The sequence below is a fragment of the Nocardia sp. BMG111209 genome (genome assembly GCF_000381925.1).
Lineage (GTDB): Bacteria > Actinomycetota > Actinomycetes > Mycobacteriales > Mycobacteriaceae > Nocardia.
Window position 1 is genome coordinate 4,054,136 of the sequence record NZ_KB907307.1, and the last position, 21,644, is coordinate 4,075,779.

Consider the following 21,644-nt stretch of genomic DNA (forward strand, 5'->3'; position numbering starts at 1 on the left):
CGCGCCGGAAGCCGATCGGACACGTCCAGAGCCCGGGACGTTCAGACGCCGGCCCTAGCGTTGCCAGGACGAATCCAGAGACACTGGGCGGAGGTCTCTTCCATGGGCACTCGTCTGCGGACGGCGTGGTTGGCGAATGTGGCGGTGGGTGCGGCGGCGGTGACCGTGCGCACCCCGTTCCGGACGCCGGCGGCGTTCCACGCGCATACGGCGGAACCTGTTCGGGCACAACGGCAATCGCTGATCGCCTCGGATCTCGAGGTGGTGACGGTGACGGACCGGTCGGCGGTGCTGACCTGGACCACCCGCGCCCGCGACGGCTCCGGGCGGCCGCGGCCGGTACCGGCGGACACCGAGGTGCGGATCGCGCCGGCCGACGGTCGGCTCCCGGCCCGCCCGTATCTCCTCGACACCGCGCGCACCCCGTTCCACTACGCGGAGATCCACGGGCTCGAGCCCGGCCGGTCGTACCGGTTCGAGGCGTATTCGGACGGTCGCCGCGCGTTCCCGGCCCGCACGCTGGTGACCCGCGCGCCCGGCACGCCCGAGTCCACCGGCGTGTTCACCACCCTCACCCCGCCGCCGGGTGTGTTGCTGCGCACGGTGGTGCTGGCCAACGACGTGCACTACGGCGAGCGGACCAGCGGCTTGCTGGTCGCCGGATTTCCGAGCGGTTTCCGCGACGAGTTCGCCGAACATCCCGAGCTGATGCTCGAGGCGGTCCTCGACGATGTGCACCGGCCCGACCGCGGCGCCGACCATCTGATCCTGGCCGGCGACCTCACCGACAGCGGGACCGCGGAGCAGTCGCGCACGGTGCGGGACCGGCTGGATCGCTGGGGCCGGGCCGGCGACGACTGGCTGGTCTGCCGCGGCAACCACGACGCGCCGATCGCACCGGACAACGATCCGTGGGGCGCGTCCTTCCACGCGCGCCAGCAGCTGATCACGCACGAGGCGGGCGGGCTGCGGCTGATCGGGCTCGACACCACGCGGCTGCGCGGGTCCGGCGGGACGATCGTCGCCCCCCAGCTGGACCGGCTGCGGGAGGTGCTCGCCGCCGATCCGGACCGGCCCACGCTGATGTTCGGGCATCATCCGGTGACCCTGTCGGCCGCGGTGAGCAATCCGGGCGGGCCCGGTTTCGTCCTGGACCGCGCCACCGCCGCCGGGCTGCACGAGCTGTACCGGCATTCGCCGGGGGTGTTCCTGCACCACAGCGGGCACACTCACCGCAACCGGCGCGGCCGGCCCGATATCGGGATCGAGGTGGAGTTCACCGAGGGCGCCGCGGTGAAGGAGTATCCGGGCGGCTACCTGCTGGTCCGGCTGTACACCGGTGGTTACATGGTCAACTTCTACAAGACCCGCACCGAGGCCGCGCGGCGCTGGAGCACCCGCACCCGCCGCCAGTATCTCGGCCTGCATCCGGACCACTCGCTGGGCAGTTTCACCGATCGCAATCACGTGGTGTTGCGCGATCTCTCCGGGGTCACACCGATCTGAGCCGGGCACGCTCCGCGAATGGCTTTGCCGCACATCCGCGCTCGCATCGGTCCCGCCGGGTAAGCGGGGGCATCTCGGAACACCAAGCGCCCGTAAAATTTCCCAAGGGATTGTTAGAAACGATTCCGAAGCGGGCCGCGGATCCCGCGGTGAAACGCACACTTTCGCCGCGGCGCCGGTCCGCGACCGGCGGCGTGCCCGGTGGCGATTCCGGCGCCACCGGAATCGTCTCGCCCGGTTAGGACCGATATGTCGCAACCACCCCGCGCCCGGCTCACCACCGATCAGCGCAATGCCTTCCTCGCGGCCCAATTGGGCTGGACGATGGACGCTTTCGACTTCTTCCTCGTGGTGCTGGTGTACGCCGACATCGCGAAGACCTTCCACATGAAGACGACCGAGGTCGCGTTCATCACGACGGCGACGCTGATCATGCGGCCGGTGGGAGCGCTGCTGTTCGGGTTGTGGGCCGACCGGATCGGCCGCCGGATCCCGCTGATGGTCGACGTCGCGTTCTATTCGGCCGTCGGATTCCTGTGCGCCTTCGCGCCGAACTTCACGGTGCTGGTGATCCTGCGGCTGCTCTACGGCATCGGCATGGGCGGCGAATGGGGGCTCGGCGCCGCGCTGGCGATGGAGAAGATCCCCGCCGAACGCCGTGGCTTCTTCTCCGGCCTACTGCAGGAAGGGTATTCGTTCGGATATCTGCTGGCCTCGCTGGCCTCGCTGCTGGTGATCAACTGGTGGGGGCTGTCGTGGCGATGGCTGTTCGCGCTGTCGCTCGTGCCGGCGGTGGTGATCCTGATCATCCGGTCGCGGGTGAAGGAATCGGAGGTCTGGGAGTCCACGCAGGAGAAGCTGCGCAGTACGAAGACCTCGGTGCGGACCGTGCTGACCAACCCGATCGTGTTGCGCCGCTTCGTCTATCTGGTGCTGCTGATGACCGCGTTCAACTGGATGAGCCACGGCACCCAGGACGTGTACCCGACCTTCCTGTCCGCGCACGTGCACGAGGGTGCCGGGCTGTCCACCACCACCGCGCGCTGGATCGCGGTGCTCTACAACGTCGGTGCGATCATCGGCGGCCTGGTGTTCGGCACGCTGTCGTCGAAGTACGGGCGCCGCAACACGATCGTGTTCTGCGCGGTGCTGGGCCTGCCCGTCGTGCCGCTGTTCGCCTATTCGACCACCGCCGGAATGCTGTGTCTCGGTTCGTTTCTCATGCAGCTGGCGGTACAGGGCGCCTGGGGTGTGATCCCCGCGCACCTCACCGAGATGTCGCCGGACGCCATCCGCGGGTTCTATCCGGGTGTCACCTATCAGCTGGGTAATCTGCTGGCCTCGCTGAATCTGCCGATCCAGGAACGACTGGCCGAACACCACGGATATCCGTTCGCGCTGGCGGTGACGATCATCCCGGTCTTCCTGACGGTGATCATCTTCACCACCCTCGGCAAGGAGGCCCGCGGAATCCGGTTCGGCACCGCCGAACCCACCCCGGAGACCACCCCGGCCTGAGTCGAGTCACACTGTCGCAAATGCCGGATTCACGGGCGGCGGAAGCGAATATCGTTGCGAAACAGCTCACACGAGGCGGCTCGCGCTGGCACGATGACAAGCGCAGTTATCGCGTAGCACGTCGCATCGAACCGGAGTTGTCGTGGATCGCACCGCCGCTCGTGTCCCGTCCGTCGCCCTGCCGAAGCCGTCGCGCGAGGGGGATCCGGCCCGCCGGATGCGCGAATGCGACGAATTCTTCCGGCAACCCGAACTCGCGCATCTGGCCCGCCGGCGGCGGCTGACGGCGTTGTGGCAGTTGCGCACTCACGGTACGTATCGGCAGACCGCCGAGGAGATCCTGATCGGCGCGCGGCTGGCCTGGCGCAACCATGACCGCTGCGTGGGCCGCAGCCATTGGCGCTCACTGGATCTCATCGATGCCCGATCCGTCGGCTGCGCCGCCGATCTGGCCGCGGCGTGCTTCGAACACCTACGCCGCGCGCTGGACGGCCGCGCGGTCCGCTCGCTGATCACCGTCGGACCGCAGGCGGGTATCGACGGGCAGCAGTACCGAATCATCAACTCGCAGTTGATCCGCTACGCCGGATACCCCACTCCCGACGGCACGGTGATCGGCGATCCGGACAACGTCGCCCTCACCGATCTGGCCCGGCGCCTCGGCTGGCGCGGCGCGCACACCGCCTTCGACGTCCTGCCCCTGCTGATCAGCGCACCCGGTGAACCGCTGCGCTGGTTCCCGTTGCCGCCGGACGTGGTCCGCGAGGTCCCGCTGGAACATCCCGACCATCCCTGGTTCGCCGAGCTGGGCCTGAAATGGCATGCGATACCGGCGGTCTCGAACATGAACCTGGAGATCGGCGGCATCACCTATCCCGTCGCCCCGTTCAACGGCTGGTACGTCTCCACCGAGATCGGCGCCCGCAACCTCAGCGACCGGGATCGCTACGACATGCTGCCGCGGATCGCCGAACGACTCGGCCTGGACCGGTCCACCGAGCGGACGCTGTGGCGCGACCGGGCCCTGGTGGAACTGAACATCGCTGTGCTGCACAGCTATCGGAAGGCCGGCGTCTACATCGTCGACCACCACACCGTCGCCAGGCAGTTCCTCGGCCACGTGCAGCGCGAGGAGGCCGCCGGCCGCGGCTGCCCCGCCGACTGGTCCTGGATCAACCCACCCATGTCCGCCGGCCTCACCCCCACCTTCCACCGCTACTACGACCCACCCGACCCGTCCGCCCGCCCGAACTTCGTGCGCCGGGACTGAATACGCGACCGCCACCGATCCCGGAGGTACGCCGGCGGTACGACCCCTCCGGCCCCGGGCCGTGGGTGCGCGCTCGCCACCGTGCCGCGGTGCGAGCCCGTCCAGCGGTGCGGCCGAATCCGGTCTCGGAAAGAGCTGCCCGGCTGATACTTTCGGCAGCGGGCACGCCACCGAGCGGGAGGGGACCCATGATCGGGGATCGAGGACGTGATGCGAATACGTTTCGGGCCCGACGGGCTCTATCTGCTCGACGAGCCGGAGGCGGCGCTGTCACCGCGTGGTTGCCTGGCGGTGCTGACCCCGGTTCGCCGAACTGGCCGCCCAGCGCTGCCGGCTCATCGTGGCGACCCATTCGCCGATCCTGCTCGCGCTGCCCGGCGCGACCATCTACCAGATCGGCGACGACGGCTCGATCGAGCAGGTCGGCTACGACGACGCCCTACCGGTGCGGATGACCCGCGATTTCCTGGCCGCACCCGACCGATATCTGCGGTATCTGCTCGACCCGGAATGAACCCGGCGGGAACCGGGTCAGGCGCCGACACCGAGGCGGGCGCCGAGGACGGCGGCTTCGCCACGGGTGGTGACGTCGAGTTTCTTCAGCAGGCGGGCTACGTGGAACTTCACCGTGCTCTCGGTGATGCCGAGGGCATCGGCGATGGCGCGGTTGCGTTTTCCGGTGGTCAGGTGGCCGAGGACCTCCAGCTCACGGCGGTTGAGGGTCGACAGGGGGTGTTCGCCGGGGCGGGTTGGCGCGTGTTCCAGGGGGATGGTGACGGTGACGCGACTGCCCCAGCCGGGCACCGATTCCAGGGTGTAGGCGCCGCGGACGGCGTCCGCGCGGCCGGCCAGCTGCCGCGACAGGGCCTCGGTGTCGACGGTGCCCGCGGCCTGTTCCTGGGCGTCGATCAGCAGGTTGTCGCCGTCGCACGTCCAGGCGAGCCGGATCCGCTCGGGACCGGGTTCGGCGCCGAAGGCGAGGACCACCGCGCGCACCATCGCCCTTGCGGCATAGGCGATCTCGCCGGAGACGCTGCGATCCTCGGCGGGGCCCGAGCAGTGCAGATCGATACCGCGGCCGCACAGCAGCGAATCGATCTCGGCGTGCAGCCGGGCGAACGCCTCCGGCAGCGGTTCGGCGAACCGGGCCCGGTCGGATTCACCGGCCGCGCGCAGCGAAATCAGTGCGCCGGAAGCGATCTCGGTGGCGGCGGCGCGAGCGCGGCGATCGTCGAGATCCGCGGAGCGCAGGGTCCCGAGCAGGCCGGTCAGGGTCGCCTCCTGCACGGCGGTGAGTTCGGCGATGGTCCGGGCACGTTCGCTCGAGGCGGCCCGGGATTCGGCCAGATAGTCCGGGCTGGCCTGCGCCACCTGTTGCCGGATCGAGGTCGCGACGATACCGAAGCGGGCCGAGATCTCTTCCGGCCCGGCCACTTCCGCACCATCGGGCAGGGTGAGCACCAGGAGGGTGTCGGCGCGGTCGCGCACCGCCCAGACCCGGTGGGTGCCGCCGGCCAGGCGCACCGGGCCGGTCGTGGTCGCGCCGGGTTCCAGCGACTGCCGCAGCACGTCGAGTTCGTCGACGGTGACCCGTTCGATGAACTCCGCGGGACCGGCCACCTTGCGCGGCCGGCCGGTGCATTCGCGGGTGAAGATGATCAGCGCGGTGTGCGGGCAGCGATCGGCCAGGTGCTGGGAGAACCGGTTCGCGATCCCGGCCAGCGGCCCGGCGATCACCTCGCGCATCCCGGACAGCAGTTCGGCGGGTGTTTCGGTGCGTCGCGCGAGTCCGGCCATCTGCCCACTCTAGATTTCTGCCGGACGGTGGCACCTGGCCGTTCGGACAGTTCCCGCCGTCCGGTCGGCCAGGTCCGAACTGGCCGACCGGACGGTAGCGTCGACCCAGCGCGGTATGTCGCTCGGCGACATGCACGTATCGCGATGCGATCGCGCGTTGTTCCCACTCCCAGGAGGATGAGCAGATATGCCGCAAACGGTTCGGGGCGTCGTCGCCCGGGCGCAGGGCGCACCCGTCGAGGTCACCGACATCGTGATTCCGGATCCGGGGCCCGGCGAGGTGGTGGTCGCGATCGCCGCCTGCGGCGTCTGCCACACCGACCTGCACTATCGGGAGGGCGGGATCAACGACGAATTCCCGTTCCTGCTCGGGCACGAGGCCGCGGGCACCGTCGAGAGTGTCGGACCCGGCGTGGCATCGGTGGCGCCCGGCGATTTCGTCATCCTGAACTGGCGAGCGGTGTGCGGGCAGTGCCGGGCGTGTAAGCGCGGGCGGCCGCAGTACTGCTTCGACACCTTCAACGCGCCGCAGAAGATGACGCTGGCCGACGGCACCGAGCTCACCCCGGCGCTGGGTATCGGGGCGTTCGCCGACAAGACGCTGGTACACGCCGGACAGTGCACCAAGGTCGATCCGAACACCGATCCGGCGGTCGCCGGGCTGCTGGGCTGCGGTGTGATGGCCGGACTCGGCGCGGCGATCAACACCGGCGGGGTGGATCGCACCGATTCGGTCGCGGTGATCGGCTGCGGCGGCGTGGGCGACGCGGCGATCGCGGGCGCCCGGCTGGTCGGCGCGCACACCATCATCGCCGTCGACCGCGACGCGCGGAAGCTGGCCTGGGCCGCGGAACTCGGCGCCACCCACACGATCAACAGCGCCGAGGTCGACGCCGTCGAGGCGATCCAGGAGATCACCGACGGATTCGGCGCCGACGTGGTGATCGACGCGGTCGGCCGCCCGGAGACCTGGAAGCAGGCGTTCTACGCCCGCGACCTGGCCGGGACCGTGGTGCTGGTCGGGGTGCCCACCCCGGACATGACGCTCGACATGCCGCTGATCGACTTCTTCTCCCGCGGCGGTTCGCTGAAATCGTCCTGGTACGGCGACTGCCTGCCGGAGCGCGACTTCCCGGTGCTGATCGACCTGTACCGGCAGGGACGGCTGCCGCTGGAGAAGTTCGTCACCGAGCGCATCGGCCTCGGCGACGTGGAGAAGGCCTTCGAGACCATGCACCGCGGCGAGGTGCTGCGCTCGGTGGTGGTGTGGTGAGCCTGCGCATCGATCGGGTGGTCACCTCGGGCACCTTCGCCCTCGACGGCGGCGCCTGGGCGGTGGACAACAACATCTGGGTGGTCGGCGACGACGCCGAGGTGGTGGTGATCGACGCCGCACACGACGCGGCGCCGATCGTCGACGCCGTCGGCGGCCGCCGGGTGGTGGCCGTGGTGTGCACGCACGGGCACAACGACCACGTGACCGTCGCGCCGGAGCTGTCGGCGGCCCTCGACGCGCCGATCCTGCTGCATCCCGGCGACGACGTGCTGTGGGAGCAGACCCACGCCGGGGTGACACACGCGCCGCTCGAGCACGACCAGCGCATCCCGGTGGCCGGCACCGAGTTGCGGGTGATCCACACACCGGGTCACTCCCCCGGCTCGACCTGCCTGTACGCGCCCGAGGCCGGGGTGCTGTTCTCCGGCGATACGCTGTTCTCCGGCGGTCCCGGGGCGACCGGACGCTCGTTCTCGAGCTTCCCGGAGATCATCGACTCGATCCGGGAACGTGTCCTGACTCTCCCCGAGGAGACGACGGTGCACACCGGCCACGGCGACGGCACCACGGTCGGCACCGAGGCCCCGCACCTGGCCGAATGGATCGCCCGCGGGCACTGACGGCGTGGGACGGCGCCGGGGACCGCATCCCCCGGCGCCGTCCCGGCCATAGCCGATATTCATCACCGGAAATTCATGGGACCATATTGTCAACAATCTTGGCGACGGTTATGTTGGCTGTGTAACAGCCTCAGCAACCATGGAGTGCACCCGATGATCATCGACTGCCACGGCCACTACACGACCGCGCCACCGGCGTTGGAAGCCTGGCGTGATCGGCAGATCGCGGGCATCACCGATCCGAGCGTGGCGCCCTCGCCGGACGAACTGCGGATCGGCGACGACGAACTCCGGGAGAGCATCGAGTCCAATCAGCTGCGGCTGATGGACGAGCGCGGGATCGACCTCACCGTCTTCTCCCCGCGCGCCTCCTTCATGGCCCATCACCTCGGCGACTTCGCGATCTCCGCGCAGTGGGCGGCCCTGTGCAACGACCTGTGCCACCGGGTGAGCGCGCTGTTCCCGGACCGGTTCGCGCCGGCGGCCATGCTGCCGCAGTCCCCGGGGGTCGACCCGGCCACCTGCGTTCCCGAATTGGTCCGCAGCGTAGCGGAATTGGGCGCGGTCGCGATCAATCTGAACCCGGATCCCTCCGGCGGCCACTGGACCGCGCCGCCGCTGACCGACCGGTCCTGGTACCCGATCTACGAGAAGATGGCCGAATACGACATCCCGGCCATGATCCACGTGTCGACCAGCTGCAACCCGGCCTTCCACACCACCGGCGCGCACTATCTGAACGCCGACACCACCGCGTTCATGCAGCTGCTCCAGGGTGATCTGTTCGCCGACTTCCCGACGCTGAAGTTCGTGATCCCGCACGGCGGCGGCGCGGTGCCCTATCACTGGGGCCGATTCCGTGGTCTGGCAATGGCTTCGAAGAAGCCGGAGCTGGAGGAGCACCTCATGCACAACGTGTTCTTCGATACCTGCGTGTACCACCAGCCGGGAATCGACCTGCTGCTGAACGTGATTCCGACGAAGAACGTGCTGTTCGCCTCGGAGATGATCGGCGCGGTCCGCGACATCGATCCGCGCACCGGCCACCACTTCGACGACACCCGGCGTTACGTGACCGCGGCCGGACTGCCCGAAACCGATCTGGCGGCGGTACTTTCGGGCAACACCCGCACGGTCTACCCGCGCCTGGACGCTCGCCTGTCGGAGCAGGGCCGATGACCTTCACGAAATCCGAAGGCTGGCTGGACTGGTACGCCGACCCCAGCACACCGCGATTCGTGCTCCCCGCCGGCGCGGTCGACGCGCACTGCCACGTGTTCGGCCCGGGTGACGAGTTTCCCTATGCGCCCGAACGCAAGTACACCCCCTGCGACGCGAGCAGGACCCAATTGTTCGCGCTGCGTGACCATCTCGGCGTCTCTCGCAATGTGATCGTGCAGGCCACCTGCCACGGCGCCGACAACCGGGCCATGGTCGATGCGGTCCGCGCCGCGAGCGCCCGAGCGCGCGGCATCGCGACCGTGCGGCCCGACGTCACCGACGCGCAGCTGCGCGAACTGGACGCGGCCGGGGTGCGCGGGGTGCGGTTCAACTTCCTGAAACGCCTGGTCGACACCTCCCCCAAGGACGACCTGGCGGTGATCGCGGCCAGGATCGCCCCGCTGGGCTGGCACATCGTGATCTACTTCGAGGCCGCCGACCTGCCCGAACTGGCGGACTTCTTCGCGACCCTGCCGACCCCGCTGGTGGTCGACCACATGGGCCGTCCCGATGTCACCGCGCCGCTGGACGGCCCGGAGTTCACCGGCTTCCTGCGCTTCACCGAACACAACGATGTATGGGTGAAAGTCAGCTGCCCGGAACGTCTTTCGGTCAGTGGGCCACCCGCGCTGCACGGTGAGCGCGACGCGTACCGCGATGTGGTGCCGTTCGCGCGCCGGGTGGTCGAGGAGTTCCCGGACCGGGTGCTCTGGGGCACCGACTGGCCACATCCCAACCTCACCGATCACATGCCCGACGACGGCCTGCTCGTCGACCACATTCCGCACATCGCCCCGACGGCGGAACTTCAGCAACAGCTGCTGGTCAGCAACCCGATGCGGTTGTACTGGCCGGACGAAACCAGCTGATTCCCTTCTCTTTTCGTTTCGACAGGACAGCCCATGCAGCGCTGCAACGCGTCCAACCGGCTCGACCGGCTGCCCATCTCCCGCTTCCACAAGGTGATCCTGGCCGCCGTCGCGATCGCCTACTTCTTCGAATTCGCCGACATCAACAGCTTCTCGATCACCGCACCGCGGCTGATCAAGCTGTGGAAGGTGGGTGTCAACGAGATCGCCTGGGTGACCTCGTTGTCGTTCATCGGCATGTTCATCGGCTCACTGCTGGCCGGCTGGCTGGCGGACCGGTTCGGACGCAAGCGCGCCCTGATCTGGACCACCCTGGAATTCTCGGTCTTCTCGCTGGCGGCGGTGTTCTCCTGGGATATCGGCTCCCTGGCGGCATTCCGCATCCTCACCTCGGCGGGCCTGTCCGCGATGACCGTCGTGGCGGTGATCTACGTCAACGAGCTGTTCCCCTCGGCGGTGCGCGGTAAGTATCAGGCGTACGCCATCGTGATCGGCATCTGCGGCACGCCCGCAACCAATTTCATCGCCAGCGGGGTGGTGAGCATCTCGCCGTGGTCCTGGCGGCTGGTCTATCTGTGGGGCGCACTGGGACTGGTGGTGCTGATCTTCTCCCGCCGGCTGACGGAATCGCCGCTGTGGCACGAGAATCGGGGCGACTACGCGGCCGCCGAGGCGGTGCTGCGGGATATCGAGGCCCGGGTGTCGGCCGAGCACGGCCCGCTGCCCGAACCCGCACCGGAGGTGGTCGCCGACCGTCCCGGCAAGGCGCCGTGGACCCTACTGCTGCAACGTCGTTACCTGCTGCCGACCCTGCTGTTGACGGTGCTGTGGGTGACCCAGTCGATCGGCTTCTTCGGCTATTCCACTTGGGCGCCTTCGCTGTTGGCGAAACAGGGCTTCAGCGTGCAGAGTTCGACGCTGTACGTGGCACTGTCGACCGTCGGCGCACCCCTCGGCTCGTATCTGGCGGCGCTGGTCACCGACCGCTTCGAGCGCAAATGGTGCCTGGTGGCGTTCGGCGCGGTGATCGCGACGTGCGGTCTGCTGTACGGCCTGACCTTCACGCCGGTGATGATCGTCGCCTTCGGCTTCCTCGTGAACCTGTTCGAGCGCGGCTACACCGCCCTCGGCTACGCCTACTCCCCCGAACTGTTCGACACCCGCACCCGATCGCTGGGTACCGGCGTCTCGTACGGCCTGGGCCGCCTGTCCAACGCGGCCGGCCCGCTGATCATCGCCCATCTGTACACGTGGAGCGGCTACCGATCGGTGTTCTACTTCATCGCCGCGGTCTGGATGGTCGGGGCCGTGGTGCTGGCCCTGTTCGGACCACGCACGCGCGACCGGCGCACCGCCGCCACACCGGAACCGGTCGCGGCCTGACCCGGGCCGTGGTGACGGGCTGTCGCCGCCCGTCACCACGGCCCGGATTCCGTTGCTACGGAACGATGATCAGCTTGCCGCGGGTCCGCCCGCTGCGGCTGGCGTCGAACGCCGCACCCACCTCGTCCAGCGGATACGCGCCGGCGAGTGCCACGGTCACGGCCCCGGATTCGACCAGTCCCGCCACCTCGGCGAGCTTCGCACCGTCGGGCCGCACCCAGAGCCACTGCCCACCGTGTTCCCGCACCGACGGATCGGCCACCGAGACGTGCCGCCCGCCCTTGCCGAGCACCGCCAGCGTGGTGTCCAGCTGACCGCCGACGAAATCGGCCACCGCGTGCACCCCGTCCGGGGCGAGCGCGAGAATCCGATCGGCCAGGCCGTCCCCGTAGGCGACCGGCTCGGCGCCCAGCGACCGCACGTAATCGTGATTGCGCTCGGACGCCGTCCCGATCACCCGGGCCCCGCGATACCGCGCGATCTGCACGGCGATCCCGCCGACCCCACCGGAGGCCGCGTACACCACCACCGTGTCGCCCTCCCCGATCTGCAACCGATCCAGACTGCGCAGCGCGGTCAACCCCGCCAGCGGCAGACCACCCGCCTGCTCCCAGCTCAGACTCGCCGGCTTCCGCGCCACGGCGTCCGCGGACACCGCGACATATTCGGCGAACGTGCCCGCGTTCACCACATCCTTGCGCGCGTACGCGATCACCTCGTGCCCGACCGCGAACTCCCGGGTATCCGGCCCGACCGCCGTGACCTCGCCCGCGACATCCCACCCCGGAATCACCGGGAACACCGGCGCCATCATCGGATCCAGCCCCCCGGCCATGACCTTCCAATCCACCGGGTTCACCCCCGCCGCCCGCACCCGCACGAGCACCTGCCCCGGACCGAGCCGAGGTTCGGGCACCTCGCCCACCCGCAGTCGGGAGTTGTCCTTGCTGTACGCGTCGTAGGTCACCGCACGCATAGATTCCGGCCTCCTTCGTTGTCGTCCACCGAGGTTCAAGGCCACCGGGACGACACTCTATTCCGGACGGAACGGGAATCGGACGCACCGAGCTTCGGGATGCGGCCGGGTTCGGCGGCGCTCAGTGTGTGAGGCGATCGAGCCACTCGCCGAACAGGGCGCGTTCGGCCGGGCTGAGCTTCGGCAGTTCCGGGAGCGCGGCCCGGAGTGTGACCGCGGCGGCGACGGTCGCCGGTACGGCGGCGGCCGGGGCGTCGGTGGTGATGGCCGCGATCACCGCCTCGCGCGCGGTGACCGACAATTCCGGATCTCGCTGGTCGGCCGGGGTGCGGATCAGCGTCAGGGTCACACCCGAACCGGCCGCGTGTACGAGCGCGGCCGCGCGCTCCTCGGGCACTCGCAGCCTGCCCACCTCGGCGATGGCCCGGATGTGCTTGCCGAGGATGTCGAACGCGGCGCGCGCCACCGGCGTCTCGGTCTCCGGCCGGAAACCGCTGTACATCAGCGTGTACAGGGCCGGTTCGGCCAGTCCCATCGCGACGTGTTCGTCCCAGCCGGCGCGCAGGTCCGCCAGCGGATCACCGGTCGATCTGCGCTTCGATTTACCGGCGAGATAGCGGACGAATCCGTGCGCGGCCACCGCGTCCAGCAGTCCCTGTTTGTCGCCGAACAGTCGATAGATGGTCGGCGGCTGCACCCCTGCCGCGGCACTGACCGCCCGCGTCGACACCGCGTCCGGACCCCCCTCGGCCAGCAGCCGGGTGGCAGCTTTGACGATCCGCTCACGATGCCGGTCCGCGACCTCACCGGTTTCCATGTTTCCGATGGTAACAAGTCTCTGTTATCGGGTATGTTTCCAGTGTTATCGTTGAACAGGTAACACTGGAAACGGGAGGCAGTACCCATGATCATCGTCACCGGAGCCAACGGACTACTCGGCCGCCTGGTGGTCGAGAACCTGCTGCGCAGGGTTCCGGCCACCGATATCGGCGTCAGCGTGCGCGATCCGGCAGGGGCGGGATGGGCCGCCGAGCGCGGCGTCCGGGTCCGGCGCGGCGATTTCGCCGACCCCGCGAGCCTGGCCCACGCCTTCGCCGACGCGTCACAGGTTCTGCTGGTGTCGGTCGACAGCACCGGCGACGAGGCCGTAGACCGTCATCGCACCGCCATCGAGGCCGCCGTGCGGGCAGGCGCGGAACACGTCCTCTACACCAGCCATATGGGCGCCGGTCCGCGTTCCGCCTTCGCCCCCATGCCCGACCATGCCGCCACCGAGGCGATCCTCCGGCAGGCGGACGTCCCGTTCACGGTGCTGCGCAACGGTTTCTACGCGGCCTCCGGCGCCCGGCTACTGGGCGACGCCCTGGAGACCGGCCGGGTCATCGCCCCCGAGGACGCACCCGTGGCCTGGACCGCGCACGCCGACCTCGCCGAAGCCGCCGCGATCGCCCTGACCACGGGCCGACCCCTCGGCGTGACACCCCCGCTCACCGGCGCGGAAACCGCCGACCTGGCCGACCTGGCCGCGATCGTCGCCGCCCGGACCGGCCGCGAGCTGGAGCGAATCACGGTCCCGGACAAGGACTATCGCGAAAGCCTACTGGCACAGGGCCTCCCCGAACCCCTCGCCGACATGTTCACCGGTCTCTTCACAGCCATCCGCAACCACGAATTCGCCCCCGCCACAACCGATCTCGCCGAGATGCTGGGCCGCGAAACCACACCCCTCACCGCAGCCCTCCCCTGAGCAGTCGCGCGCTCAGGTCGACTCCCACAGCCGCCGGTAGTACGTCAGCCGTTCCGTGTCCTCGGCGATGCCGTAGGCGTCGAGCAACGGCCCGACCCAGCCCGGTCCGTAGTTGAAATCCGCACTCCACGCGGCAGTCCCCAGGTCCGCCCACCGATCGGCCACCCCGAGCGACCCCAGGTCGACATGACCGGCGAACCGCCCGTCGTCGTCGATGAGCGTATTGGGTGCGCACGTGTCACCGTGACACACCACGTACCGGTCGATGGGCGGCGCCTGCCCCAACCCCGCCACCTCGTCCAGATGCGCCGAACGCTCCGTCACCGACCAGGAGAAGGGACACTCGGCCACCGGCAACGCCTCGTGCAACGCACGCAACCCCGCCCCCAACGCCGCGACCGCCACCGCAGGCTCGGCCCGCCACCGCGCCGCCACCGCGTTCTCCCCCGGCAATGCCGCCGTGACCAGCCAGGACCCGCTCTCGTCCGCCCCCTGTTCCAACACCCGCGGCACCCGGACCCACGCCGCGGCCCAACGCAACTTCGTGGCCTCCACCGCCAGATCGATCCCACTCTCCGCAGGCGTCCACTTAAGGTATCGCCGCCGCTGACCGACCCCGCACACGAAGGTCAGCCCACCGAGCTCGTTCCGCCACACCACCCGCGTAACCTCACCCCCGGCCAACGCGGCCACGACCTCCGGCACCACCACATCGCCCGCCGGCACCCCCGCACTCATCCCGCTATCGTCACAGCCCGACTCTCACCCCGCAACCACCTCACACCCCTCGACCTCCCAACGATACCCCCAGGTCAGAGGCCGATTTTGGATGCAGACAAGCGATACGCTAAAGTTTCTCCTCGGTCGCCGGTAACGACGAACCTGAGCAATCCCCTATAGCTCAATTGGCAGAGCAGCCGACTGTTAATCGGCAGGTTTCTGGTTCGAGTCCAGATGGGGGAGCATAAAACGACCCTCTACCAGCAGAAACAGGTAGGGGGTCGAATTGCGTTCGGGGTAGGTCACGCGGTATCCGATACTTTCGGATCCGCGGCGGATGTGAGTGCTGGATGCGATCGACGGCACATCCAACGTCGTCCGCAGTCTGGCGTTGTGCGGCGGCTCGCCGGCGCTGGTCCAGAGAGTCCTCATACGCAGAGGCCTTTGTCGCACTCCGCTCTCACCGACTGTCCCGGAATCGGCTGGTAGCGCACGTCATTCACCGGCCGGCGTCGCCGAACAGCCGGGCTTTCGAAGATCACCACTGTGGAACAACGTCCTGAGACACCACGCGTTCGAAGCCGCGAACCATGACCGCGTACAGCTCCCGCGCGGAACTCACCCCGAAATTGTGCGACGTGGATCGTCCGGGTAATGCTCCTCGTCGAACAGAACCCACTCCGTGACAGCGATCTCGTACAGCCGCGACGGCCCGGCGAGGTCGAGCGCCGCACGGACCTCCGGCCAGTTGCCTACAACCATGCGCGCCGTCTCGTCGTCTGCCGCCAGCTCGCGAGCGCGGCCGGTGAACTGCACACCGCGGACTGTCTGACCGATGCCGGTCAGCGGGATCGCCACGATCGCGCCCGCCACGGCAGGCCGCTCGCGGAGGTTCGCCGAATGCTCACGGGTGGTACGCGACAAGAACCACAGCCGAGACGAATCGGACTCGACCGCGTACCAGACACTGCACACCCGCGGAGTACTGTCCGCGGCGATGGTCGCCACCTGCATCAGCTTGCCGGCCGCCACGTACTCCTGGAGAAGATCTCGTTCGCTCACCCCTCGATTGTCGCCTCGTGCGATCAGCGCCCACCATGATCTCGCCCGACGCCAAAGTGCGCGTGCCACTCTCGTCGCAGCGTCGTGCAGGACGCTCGATACGCTCGAATCGGTTGCTCTCGGCTCGTACAACTCCCTATTTCGGCGGATGCGTCGCCGCGACGGATGACTCGTGGGCAGCGTACTTTTCATCCGATTCCCGCTTGTAGAAATCGTGGGGAATCAGGGATAGTTCCGCTTCGTCGAAGGTCTCCATATTGTGTTCGATGACATCCATGTCGGGACGGCCGTTCGGATCGAAGAACTTGCGTGTCGCGCCGGTCGATTTGTTGGGGTAGTTATTGAACTTCTCGAAGATGCCCGGATCGACTTTCGCGTAGTCGGCCACAATGGCTGCGTCGTCCACGTATGGATCATATCGGGTTGTCGTGGTCGGGCCGGCCGAGTGAGGGGACGGGGGTGCGGTCGAGCAGGCGGCGACCGGGAGAAATGCTCCGAGCGCCACCAGGAGCATCGACATCGTCTCGACGGCGATCCGTTTCATTTCGGTACGTTCTCCTGGGGATGATATCCGGGTCGACAGTCCGGCGCGTGGCGACAGAAACCGGGGTCGCGGTCGGACGGATGGGGTTACTTCTGCACTGTGTAGTGCAGTTGGGCGAAGCCGCCGCTGAGGGCGGTGGCGGAGTCCAGGTGTAGTGAGATGTCTTCGGGTAGGTCGCCGAAGAGGGGGAAGCCGGTTCCGATCAGGACCGGGGCGACGCTGATGATGAATCGGTCGATGCGGCCGGCGCGGAGGAGGCTTTGGATGAGGCGGCCGCCGTCGGGGTAGAGGTGTTCGGTTCCGCGTGTTTCCAGGTCGGTGATGAGGGTGTCGATGTCTCGGTACACGGTGATTCGGGGGTCGGCGTTCGCGGGCAGGGTGGTGCTCAGTACGCCGACGTGGCGGGTGCCGTAGGGCCAGTTCTCTTCGCCGAAGCCGAGGGCCTGGTTGTAGGTGTTGCGGCCCATGACGACTGCGTCGACCGAATTCAGGAACTCGAAAAAGCCCAGGTCTCCGGCTTTTTCGCCGCGGGAGGTCAGCCAATCGATGTCGTTGTCGGGGCGGGCGATGTAACCGTCGAGGCTGGTGCCGATGAAAACGGTGGCAGAGAAGGTCATTCGGTTCTCCTTGCGGCGTGATCAGAGCCTTCGGAACAGGTGGTCGAGGTCGTCGCGGAGCAGGATCGCGGGGTCGCCGGCTCCGGTCAGGGCCCAGCGCAGGAGCGAACCGTCTGTGGTGATCTTGACGGCGCGAGCGAGTCTGGGGATGTCTGTGGTGGGTGGAAGTTCTTCTTGTGCAACGGCTTCGGCTATCAGCTCTTGTAGCGCCGCATCTATTGCCCGGGTGTGGGCGGCGGCGTGCCTTCGGAAGTCGGGGTCGGAGAGGTCCAGTTGGAGCATGCCCAACTGGTTGGCCATCACCTCGGGAGTGGTGATGAGACGGGCGAATTCGTCGGCGACGGCGTACAGGGCCGCCAATGGGGAGTCATGTGCTGTGCGGGCTTTTCGATACAGGTCGGCGGCGTTTTCTGCGGCGTCTGCGGCGAAGGCCAGTAGCAGGTTTCGTTTGGACCCGAAGCGCTGGGACAGCGTTGCCGGGGAGACTCCTGCTTCCGCGCCTACCTGCGCCAGGGTGAGCTTGACGGGGCCGTGAGCGCCGATGGCGCGGCCCGTCGCGGCGAGGATGTCGGCGTCGCTGGTGGCGCGAGGGCGGGGCATGGGTGCTCCGTTCATTTATAAATGGCCGTTCATTTATAAATGTGGGTGGATCGGAAGTCAAGGCGGTTCAGGGGCGAGTGGCGGGCCAGGGTGGGGCGGTCTCCGCCGAGTTCGCGACGGGGGTGAGGAATCTGCCGCCGGGGCGAGCGGTGTGGTGGATCGACACGTCCGGGCCGTACATACCGGTGACCTCGTCGAGGCGGTGGCGCACCACCGAGAGTGGGCCTTGTTTCGAAATGACCTGGATCCCCTCGGATGTCGTGTCCGCGACGACACCGGAATGGGTGATGATGCCGTCGTCGCGGTAGATCACCACGTCGCCGGGAACTGCTGTGCCGGTGGCAGATATCTCGCGGAATCCGTTGTCGGACAGGATGTCTTCGACTCGGCGGCCCGCGAGCCAGCCTGCTTCGCCGTTGCGGCTGAACGTGTATCCGTGACAGTTGAAGTGGGGGTTGATCGGGGTGAGTGATTCGAGGCGATCGAGCCGGACACCGGCTTCGATGTTCATCCGGAACAGTTCGGTCAGGCCGGCTCGGCTGGCGAAGAGTCCTTCGTGGAACGGTGGCGGGGCATTGGCCGTGCCCTGTGACCAGGTTCTCGGCGGGATCACCGTTCCCGTGTCCGTGGTGTGCGCGCGCAGGGTGATCGAGTCGGTGTGCCAGCCCGTTTCGGCGATCAATGTGGGTATCGGGGTCGGATCGCCGTTGTGGGACAACATGTTTCGGTGACTGTCCGCGAGTTCGGCGTCACGTGCTCGGAACAGCTTCGCGTCGTCGGAGGCCGAACCGCCGAACCGCCGGCAGTTGTCGGCGACGGTCCTGCCCGCCTTCGCCAGGGTCTCGGAGAGCGCGTGCGCGGCGTCGGCCGCTATCCGGCTCGCGTTCTCGAACACCAAATCCTCGCACGGGTGAGGGCCACCGTCGGCCGGGAGAGCGCAATCTATCCGGAGTCGGGGGTTCCGCCAAATCGAGGGGCTCGATCGCCGTTCGGAACGCATCTCCCCCGGCATGAGAGGGGGCCGGTTCGGGCCGTCTGGCAGAATCGGACGATCAGTTGATCTCGTTCCGGAGGTTCCGTTGGGTCGGTGTTCGGTTGCCGCCGACGGGGAAGACTCGGGGGCACGATGATCGGTGATGCGGTCACCGACGCGTTTCGCCTGTCGCTGCTACGTACCGAGCGGGCCTTGCGGATGGCGGCCGACACTGTGACGGATCGCCTGTACGGGCCGATGTCCCGGCGGCTGGAAGCCACGACCGGGCGAATGCTCGACGCCGAGTAGCAACTCACGGACGAAGATGAGGCGAAGCTGTTCGGTGTCCAGGTCTTCTGGGAGATCGAGCGGAACGGCGGCCCCTATATCCGAGTCGGCGGTAGACGTTATTCCGAATACGAGGCCGTCTACGAGAGAATGACGCGCGGGGAGATTTCCCGGGACGAGGCCCGGCGGGAGATCGGCGGCATGCACGATATGGGCGAAATCGGGAGCGGGACGACACAGACCTACGGGGACTACTGGCGATCCCACTTCCTCGGCCGATACCTACAGACGTACAACGTGAAGCGCGGTGACCTCGCCGCGGAGTAGCTCCGGCCACCGCACGATCCGACCGTCAATTCCTCCGGATGGGAGTGTTCTGGCCCGCCGCCAGCCACCACCGGCCGTCCCGCTCCACCAGGACGTACATCGCCATTTCCGAGAAACCTTCCGGGTCCAGGGCCTGTCTGCGGATATGGGTGATCAGGATGCCGGGGGCGGGGTGGCGGGCGGTGACCACTTCGAAGCGCGACGGTGGGGCGGCGTGTTCGGTGTGGAGGCGGCGGTGGATGGCGTTGAGGGTCGGGTAGCCGTCGACGGTGGCGCCGTAGGGGCTGCCCCAGAGGACGTCCTCGGCGAAGGCGGCATCGTAGGTGTCGGCGCTGTCGTGTTCCACGGCTTTCTGGAGGCCCGCCGCGAATTGTTCGGCGGCGGCGCGGGCGGAGTCGTCGGTATGGGTGGTGTGCAGGGTGGGCCTGATTTCCATGATGGCTCCTGTTCGTCGGTGTCTGCCCGACCTTAGGACCTCAACTATTGTTCGGGTCAAGTCGTGGGAGGTGAAGGTCGGGAACGGGATTTTCCGGGTCGCGGAGCCGGGTGAATCGTGTTGCGGGGCAGGTTCACCGGGGTACGGGCACCGGGTGGGCCGGGGACGCGATAGGTTGTAGGCCCAGGTCGGAAGGTGCGAACTAGGAGTCGGCGGGTGTTGCGACGGGCCGCGGTGATTGTGGCGAGTGTGGTGACCGCTGTGGGAACCACGCAGTGGGCCTCGGCGGATCCGCTGGGGTGGCTGCCCGCGCCGGTGAACGCTTGCGGGGAGGCCGGATTGGATCCGGTGGCGCGCCGCGCGAATCCCGATGTGCCGCCGCCGGTTCCCGCCGCGCCGGAGGTGCCGACGCCGACCGTGCATGTGCCGGTGCCGAAGGTGGTGCCGTTCTTCGTGCCGAAACAGCCGGATCGGACCCGGGTTTCGCCGGAGGCGCCGCTCGCCGATCCGTGTGTGAATCCGTGTCCGGAACTGGCGGGTGGGGTGGAGCGGACCTCGATTCCGATTCCGCCGGGGACGCCGGTGTGGCCGCAGGATTCGTCGCCGGCGGGTGACCCGCGGCCGGCGCCGGTGGTGCCGCCGCCGCCCGCTCCGATTCCCGTTGCGCCGGGGCTGGTTCCGCGGGTGCGGATCGTGGAGGATCCGGAAACCATTCCGGTGCCGTTGAATCTGCTGGGGCCGGATGTGACCGGGCCGCGGCCGGGGCCGGTGCCGCCGGTGGTACATCCGCCGGTGCAGCCGGCGCCGGTGAGCCGGCCGGTGGCGGCGCCTCGGGTGCACGATGTCTTTCCGGTGACGCAGTTGACCGGGCCCGGATCGCAGAATCGGACCGACAGCCGGTGGCAGGTCGGCGGAACCGATCTGGGGCTGATGTGGGAATCCGCGCCGGGGCAGGTGGCGGTGGCGTTCGGGGACACCTTCGGGCAGGGGTTCGAGGACGGCGGGCCCAGCGGAACCGATTGGCGGAGCAACGTTCTCGCGTTCAGCTCGGATCATGATCTCGCGCACGGGATGTCGTTCGACAGCATGGTGTCGGACGGGCCCTGCCACGCCGCGGAGGTGCTCGAGAGCTACAAGGTGAACAACTTCGAGATGACCGTGATCCCGACCTCGGGGTTCGCGCTCGACGGGCGGCAGTATCTGAGTTACATGTCGGTGGCGCGATGGTCGAAGACTCCGGGGAAATGGTGGACTGCGTACGGGGGGCTCGCCTGGTCCGACGACGGTGGGCAGACCTGGGTCGAGGACCCGTATGCGCGGTGGGACAACATCTTCGGGCAGGGGCAGTTCCAGGTGGTGGCGATGGTGCCGCACGACGGGTACGTCTACATGTTCGGGACGCCGAACGGGCGGTTCGGGAATATCGCGCTGGCGCGGGTGCCGCAGGACGATGTGCTGAACAAGTCCGCGTATCAGTATTGGGCGGACGGGTTCTGGGGGCCCACGTTCCAGCCGCCGGGGCCGGACGGGTCCGGAATCGAATTGTCCGCGAGCCCTTTGCTTTCCGGGATCGCGGGTGAGCTCTCGGTGCGGTACGACACCGCGGCGGAGGTGTGGGAGATGACCTATCTCGACGAGTCCGAGAGCGTCATCGTGTTGCGGCGGTCGGCGACGCCGCAGGGGTTGTGGTCGGATCCGGCAGTGCTGTTGCACACCGCCGACTATCCGTCGGGGTACGGGGGGTTCATTCATCCGTGGTCGACCGACCGTGATCTGTATTTCACCGTCTCGGAGTACGGACATTACAACGTGTATCTGATGCACGCCGGGGTCGACTGAATTCCGGACGGGTCTCCTATACTGCTGTTCGGATCGGCCCGGACGATCATGGGAG

The 21,644-nt window shown here is 68.2% G+C and carries 23 protein-coding genes and 1 tRNA gene; 14 read left to right on the forward strand and 10 right to left on the reverse strand.

Annotated elements, in window-relative coordinates; genetic code table 11:
* Positions 1-102: 102 nt before the first annotated feature.
* The 4 genes from G361_RS0118640 to G361_RS50410 all read left to right on the forward strand — a co-directional run bounded on the left by G361_RS0118640 (position 103) and on the right by G361_RS50410 (position 4,808).
* Positions 103-1,506, forward strand: coding sequence for a metallophosphoesterase (locus G361_RS0118640; RefSeq protein ID WP_019928620.1), 1,404 nt, complete (start codon positions 103-105; stop codon positions 1,504-1,506).
* 249 nt (positions 1,507-1,755) lie between these two features.
* The gene (locus tag G361_RS0118650; RefSeq protein ID WP_019928622.1) at positions 1,756-3,024 is read left to right on the forward strand and encodes an MFS transporter; all 1,269 of its coding nucleotides are present in this window, start codon (positions 1,756-1,758) and stop codon (positions 3,022-3,024) included.
* Between the two features lie 217 nt (positions 3,025-3,241).
* A complete protein-coding gene (locus G361_RS0118655) occupies positions 3,242-4,294 on the forward strand; it encodes a nitric oxide synthase oxygenase (protein ID WP_052172827.1) in 1,053 nt (350 codons plus the stop codon).
* A gap of 340 nt (positions 4,295-4,634) precedes the next feature.
* Positions 4,635-4,808 carry a hypothetical protein gene (locus tag G361_RS50410; protein ID WP_019928624.1) on the forward strand — a complete coding sequence of 58 codons (174 nt, stop codon included), beginning with the start codon at positions 4,635-4,637 and terminating at the stop codon, positions 4,806-4,808.
* Positions 4,809-4,825: 17 nt separating this feature from the next.
* Here G361_RS50410 and G361_RS0118665 read toward each other — a convergent pair whose 3' ends face one another.
* Complete coding sequence (locus tag G361_RS0118665; protein ID WP_019928625.1) at positions 4,826-6,091, reverse strand: LuxR family transcriptional regulator; 1,266 nt, start codon at positions 6,089-6,091, stop codon at positions 4,826-4,828.
* A 187-nt stretch (positions 6,092-6,278) separates the two neighbouring features.
* On the opposite strand from G361_RS0118665, the gene G361_RS0118670 reads away from it, so the two are divergent.
* The 5 genes from G361_RS0118670 to G361_RS0118690 all read left to right on the forward strand — a co-directional run bounded on the left by G361_RS0118670 (position 6,279) and on the right by G361_RS0118690 (position 11,460).
* The gene (locus G361_RS0118670; protein ID WP_019928626.1) at positions 6,279-7,364 is read left to right on the forward strand and encodes an S-(hydroxymethyl)mycothiol dehydrogenase; all 1,086 of its coding nucleotides are present in this window, start codon (positions 6,279-6,281) and stop codon (positions 7,362-7,364) included.
* Complete coding sequence (locus G361_RS0118675) at positions 7,361-7,987, forward strand: MBL fold metallo-hydrolase (RefSeq protein WP_036495222.1); 627 nt, start codon at positions 7,361-7,363, stop codon at positions 7,985-7,987. Before G361_RS0118670 ends, G361_RS0118675 begins: the two co-directional genes overlap by 4 nt.
* 153 nt (positions 7,988-8,140) lie before the next feature.
* Positions 8,141-9,166 carry an amidohydrolase family protein gene (locus tag G361_RS0118680; RefSeq protein WP_026343205.1) on the forward strand — a complete coding sequence of 342 codons (1,026 nt, stop codon included), beginning with the start codon at positions 8,141-8,143 and terminating at the stop codon, positions 9,164-9,166.
* A complete protein-coding gene (locus G361_RS0118685) occupies positions 9,163-10,077 on the forward strand; it encodes an amidohydrolase family protein (protein WP_019928629.1) in 915 nt (304 codons plus the stop codon). Before G361_RS0118680 ends, G361_RS0118685 begins: the two co-directional genes overlap by 4 nt.
* Positions 10,078-10,110: 33 nt before the next feature.
* Positions 10,111-11,460 carry an MFS transporter gene (locus tag G361_RS0118690; protein ID WP_019928630.1) on the forward strand — a complete coding sequence of 450 codons (1,350 nt, stop codon included), beginning with the start codon at positions 10,111-10,113 and terminating at the stop codon, positions 11,458-11,460.
* Positions 11,461-11,515: 55 nt separating this feature from the next.
* On the opposite strand, the gene G361_RS0118695 is transcribed toward G361_RS0118690, so the two are convergent.
* Complete coding sequence (locus G361_RS0118695) at positions 11,516-12,436, reverse strand: NADP-dependent oxidoreductase (RefSeq protein WP_019928631.1); 921 nt, start codon at positions 12,434-12,436, stop codon at positions 11,516-11,518.
* 121 nt (positions 12,437-12,557) lie between these two features.
* Positions 12,558-13,253, reverse strand: coding sequence for a TetR/AcrR family transcriptional regulator (locus G361_RS0118700; protein WP_019928632.1), 696 nt, complete (start codon positions 13,251-13,253; stop codon positions 12,558-12,560).
* Between the two features lie 87 nt (positions 13,254-13,340).
* Between G361_RS0118700 and G361_RS0118705 the strand changes: the two genes are divergently transcribed.
* A complete protein-coding gene (locus tag G361_RS0118705) occupies positions 13,341-14,183 on the forward strand; it encodes an NAD(P)H-binding protein (protein ID WP_019928633.1) in 843 nt (280 codons plus the stop codon).
* 12 nt (positions 14,184-14,195) lie between these two features.
* On the opposite strand, the gene G361_RS0118710 is transcribed toward G361_RS0118705, so the two are convergent.
* Positions 14,196-14,921, reverse strand: a complete 726-nt coding sequence (locus G361_RS0118710; RefSeq protein ID WP_019928634.1) for an aminoglycoside 3'-phosphotransferase — start codon at positions 14,919-14,921, stop codon at positions 14,196-14,198.
* A 152-nt stretch (positions 14,922-15,073) separates the two neighbouring features.
* Here G361_RS0118710 and G361_RS0118715 point away from each other — a divergent pair.
* Positions 15,074-15,146, forward strand: a tRNA-Asn gene (locus tag G361_RS0118715).
* A 375-nt stretch (positions 15,147-15,521) separates the two neighbouring features.
* Here G361_RS0118715 and G361_RS0118720 read toward each other — a convergent pair.
* From G361_RS0118720 to G361_RS0118740, 5 genes are all read right to left on the reverse strand, one after another.
* Positions 15,522-15,965 (reverse strand): pyridoxamine 5'-phosphate oxidase family protein, encoded by a 444-nt coding sequence (locus tag G361_RS0118720; RefSeq protein WP_196814506.1) that lies wholly within the window; start codon positions 15,963-15,965, stop codon positions 15,522-15,524.
* Between the two features lie 136 nt (positions 15,966-16,101).
* Positions 16,102-16,509: a hypothetical protein gene (locus G361_RS0118725; protein ID WP_019928636.1), complete on the reverse strand. Its 408-nt coding sequence runs from the start codon at positions 16,507-16,509 to the stop codon at positions 16,102-16,104.
* A gap of 86 nt (positions 16,510-16,595) precedes the next feature.
* A complete protein-coding gene (locus G361_RS0118730; protein WP_019928637.1) occupies positions 16,596-17,126 on the reverse strand; it encodes a dihydrofolate reductase family protein in 531 nt (176 codons plus the stop codon).
* 21 nt (positions 17,127-17,147) lie between these two features.
* On the reverse strand, positions 17,148-17,726 hold the full coding sequence (locus G361_RS0118735) for a TetR/AcrR family transcriptional regulator (RefSeq protein WP_019928638.1): 579 nt from the start codon (positions 17,724-17,726) through the stop codon (positions 17,148-17,150).
* A 67-nt stretch (positions 17,727-17,793) separates the two neighbouring features.
* Positions 17,794-18,621, reverse strand: a complete 828-nt coding sequence (locus G361_RS0118740) for a hypothetical protein (protein ID WP_019928639.1) — start codon at positions 18,619-18,621, stop codon at positions 17,794-17,796.
* 231 nt (positions 18,622-18,852) lie between these two features.
* Between G361_RS0118740 and G361_RS49525 the strand changes: the two genes are divergently transcribed.
* Both G361_RS49525 and G361_RS49530 read left to right on the forward strand, forming a co-directional pair.
* Positions 18,853-19,008: a hypothetical protein gene (locus G361_RS49525; RefSeq protein ID WP_019928640.1), complete on the forward strand. Its 156-nt coding sequence runs from the start codon at positions 18,853-18,855 to the stop codon at positions 19,006-19,008.
* A gap of 129 nt (positions 19,009-19,137) precedes the next feature.
* Entirely contained in the window at positions 19,138-19,314 is a 177-nt protein-coding gene (locus tag G361_RS49530; RefSeq protein WP_019928641.1) for a hypothetical protein, read from the forward strand.
* A gap of 25 nt (positions 19,315-19,339) precedes the next feature.
* Here the strand turns inward: G361_RS49530 and G361_RS0118755 are convergent, their stop codons facing one another.
* Positions 19,340-19,750, reverse strand: a complete 411-nt coding sequence (locus tag G361_RS0118755; RefSeq protein ID WP_019928642.1) for a hypothetical protein — start codon at positions 19,748-19,750, stop codon at positions 19,340-19,342.
* Between the two features lie 252 nt (positions 19,751-20,002).
* On the opposite strand from G361_RS0118755, the gene G361_RS51615 reads away from it, so the two are divergent.
* The gene (locus G361_RS51615; RefSeq protein ID WP_231386915.1) at positions 20,003-21,589 is read left to right on the forward strand and encodes a DUF4185 domain-containing protein; all 1,587 of its coding nucleotides are present in this window, start codon (positions 20,003-20,005) and stop codon (positions 21,587-21,589) included.
* Positions 21,590-21,644: the final 55 nt, after the last annotated feature.

What these genes read in the sequence shown, in the direction of transcription:
- G361_RS0118650 (WP_019928622.1), top strand. Translation starts at nt 1,756, where the DNA reads ATGTCGCAACCACCCCGCGCCCGGCTCACCACCGATCAGCGCAATGCC.
- G361_RS0118710 (WP_019928634.1), bottom strand. Translation starts at nt 14,921, where the DNA reads ATGAGTGCGGGGGTGCCGGCGGGCGATGTGGTGGTGCCGGAGGTCGTG.
- G361_RS0118735 (WP_019928638.1), bottom strand. Translation starts at nt 17,726, where the DNA reads ATGCCCCGCCCTCGCGCCACCAGCGACGCCGACATCCTCGCCGCGACG.
- G361_RS0118725 (WP_019928636.1), bottom strand. Translation starts at nt 16,509, where the DNA reads ATGAAACGGATCGCCGTCGAGACGATGTCGATGCTCCTGGTGGCGCTC.
- G361_RS0118640 (WP_019928620.1), top strand. Translation starts at nt 103, where the DNA reads ATGGGCACTCGTCTGCGGACGGCGTGGTTGGCGAATGTGGCGGTGGGT.
- G361_RS0118705 (WP_019928633.1), top strand. Translation starts at nt 13,341, where the DNA reads ATGATCATCGTCACCGGAGCCAACGGACTACTCGGCCGCCTGGTGGTC.
- G361_RS0118665 (WP_019928625.1), bottom strand. Translation starts at nt 6,091, where the DNA reads ATGGCCGGACTCGCGCGACGCACCGAAACACCCGCCGAACTGCTGTCC.
- G361_RS0118690 (WP_019928630.1), top strand. Translation starts at nt 10,111, where the DNA reads ATGCAGCGCTGCAACGCGTCCAACCGGCTCGACCGGCTGCCCATCTCC.
- G361_RS0118670 (WP_019928626.1), top strand. Translation starts at nt 6,279, where the DNA reads ATGCCGCAAACGGTTCGGGGCGTCGTCGCCCGGGCGCAGGGCGCACCC.
- G361_RS0118680 (WP_026343205.1), top strand. Translation starts at nt 8,141, where the DNA reads ATGATCATCGACTGCCACGGCCACTACACGACCGCGCCACCGGCGTTG.
- G361_RS0118695 (WP_019928631.1), bottom strand. Translation starts at nt 12,436, where the DNA reads ATGCGTGCGGTGACCTACGACGCGTACAGCAAGGACAACTCCCGACTG.
- G361_RS0118685 (WP_019928629.1), top strand. Translation starts at nt 9,163, where the DNA reads ATGACCTTCACGAAATCCGAAGGCTGGCTGGACTGGTACGCCGACCCC.
- G361_RS0118755 (WP_019928642.1), bottom strand. Translation starts at nt 19,750, where the DNA reads ATGGAAATCAGGCCCACCCTGCACACCACCCATACCGACGACTCCGCC.
- G361_RS0118700 (WP_019928632.1), bottom strand. Translation starts at nt 13,253, where the DNA reads ATGGAAACCGGTGAGGTCGCGGACCGGCATCGTGAGCGGATCGTCAAA.
- G361_RS0118730 (WP_019928637.1), bottom strand. Translation starts at nt 17,126, where the DNA reads ATGACCTTCTCTGCCACCGTTTTCATCGGCACCAGCCTCGACGGTTAC.
- G361_RS0118655 (WP_052172827.1), top strand. Translation starts at nt 3,242, where the DNA reads ATGCGCGAATGCGACGAATTCTTCCGGCAACCCGAACTCGCGCATCTG.
- G361_RS49525 (WP_019928640.1), top strand. Translation starts at nt 18,853, where the DNA reads ATGATCGGTGATGCGGTCACCGACGCGTTTCGCCTGTCGCTGCTACGT.
- G361_RS49530 (WP_019928641.1), top strand. Translation starts at nt 19,138, where the DNA reads ATGACGCGCGGGGAGATTTCCCGGGACGAGGCCCGGCGGGAGATCGGC.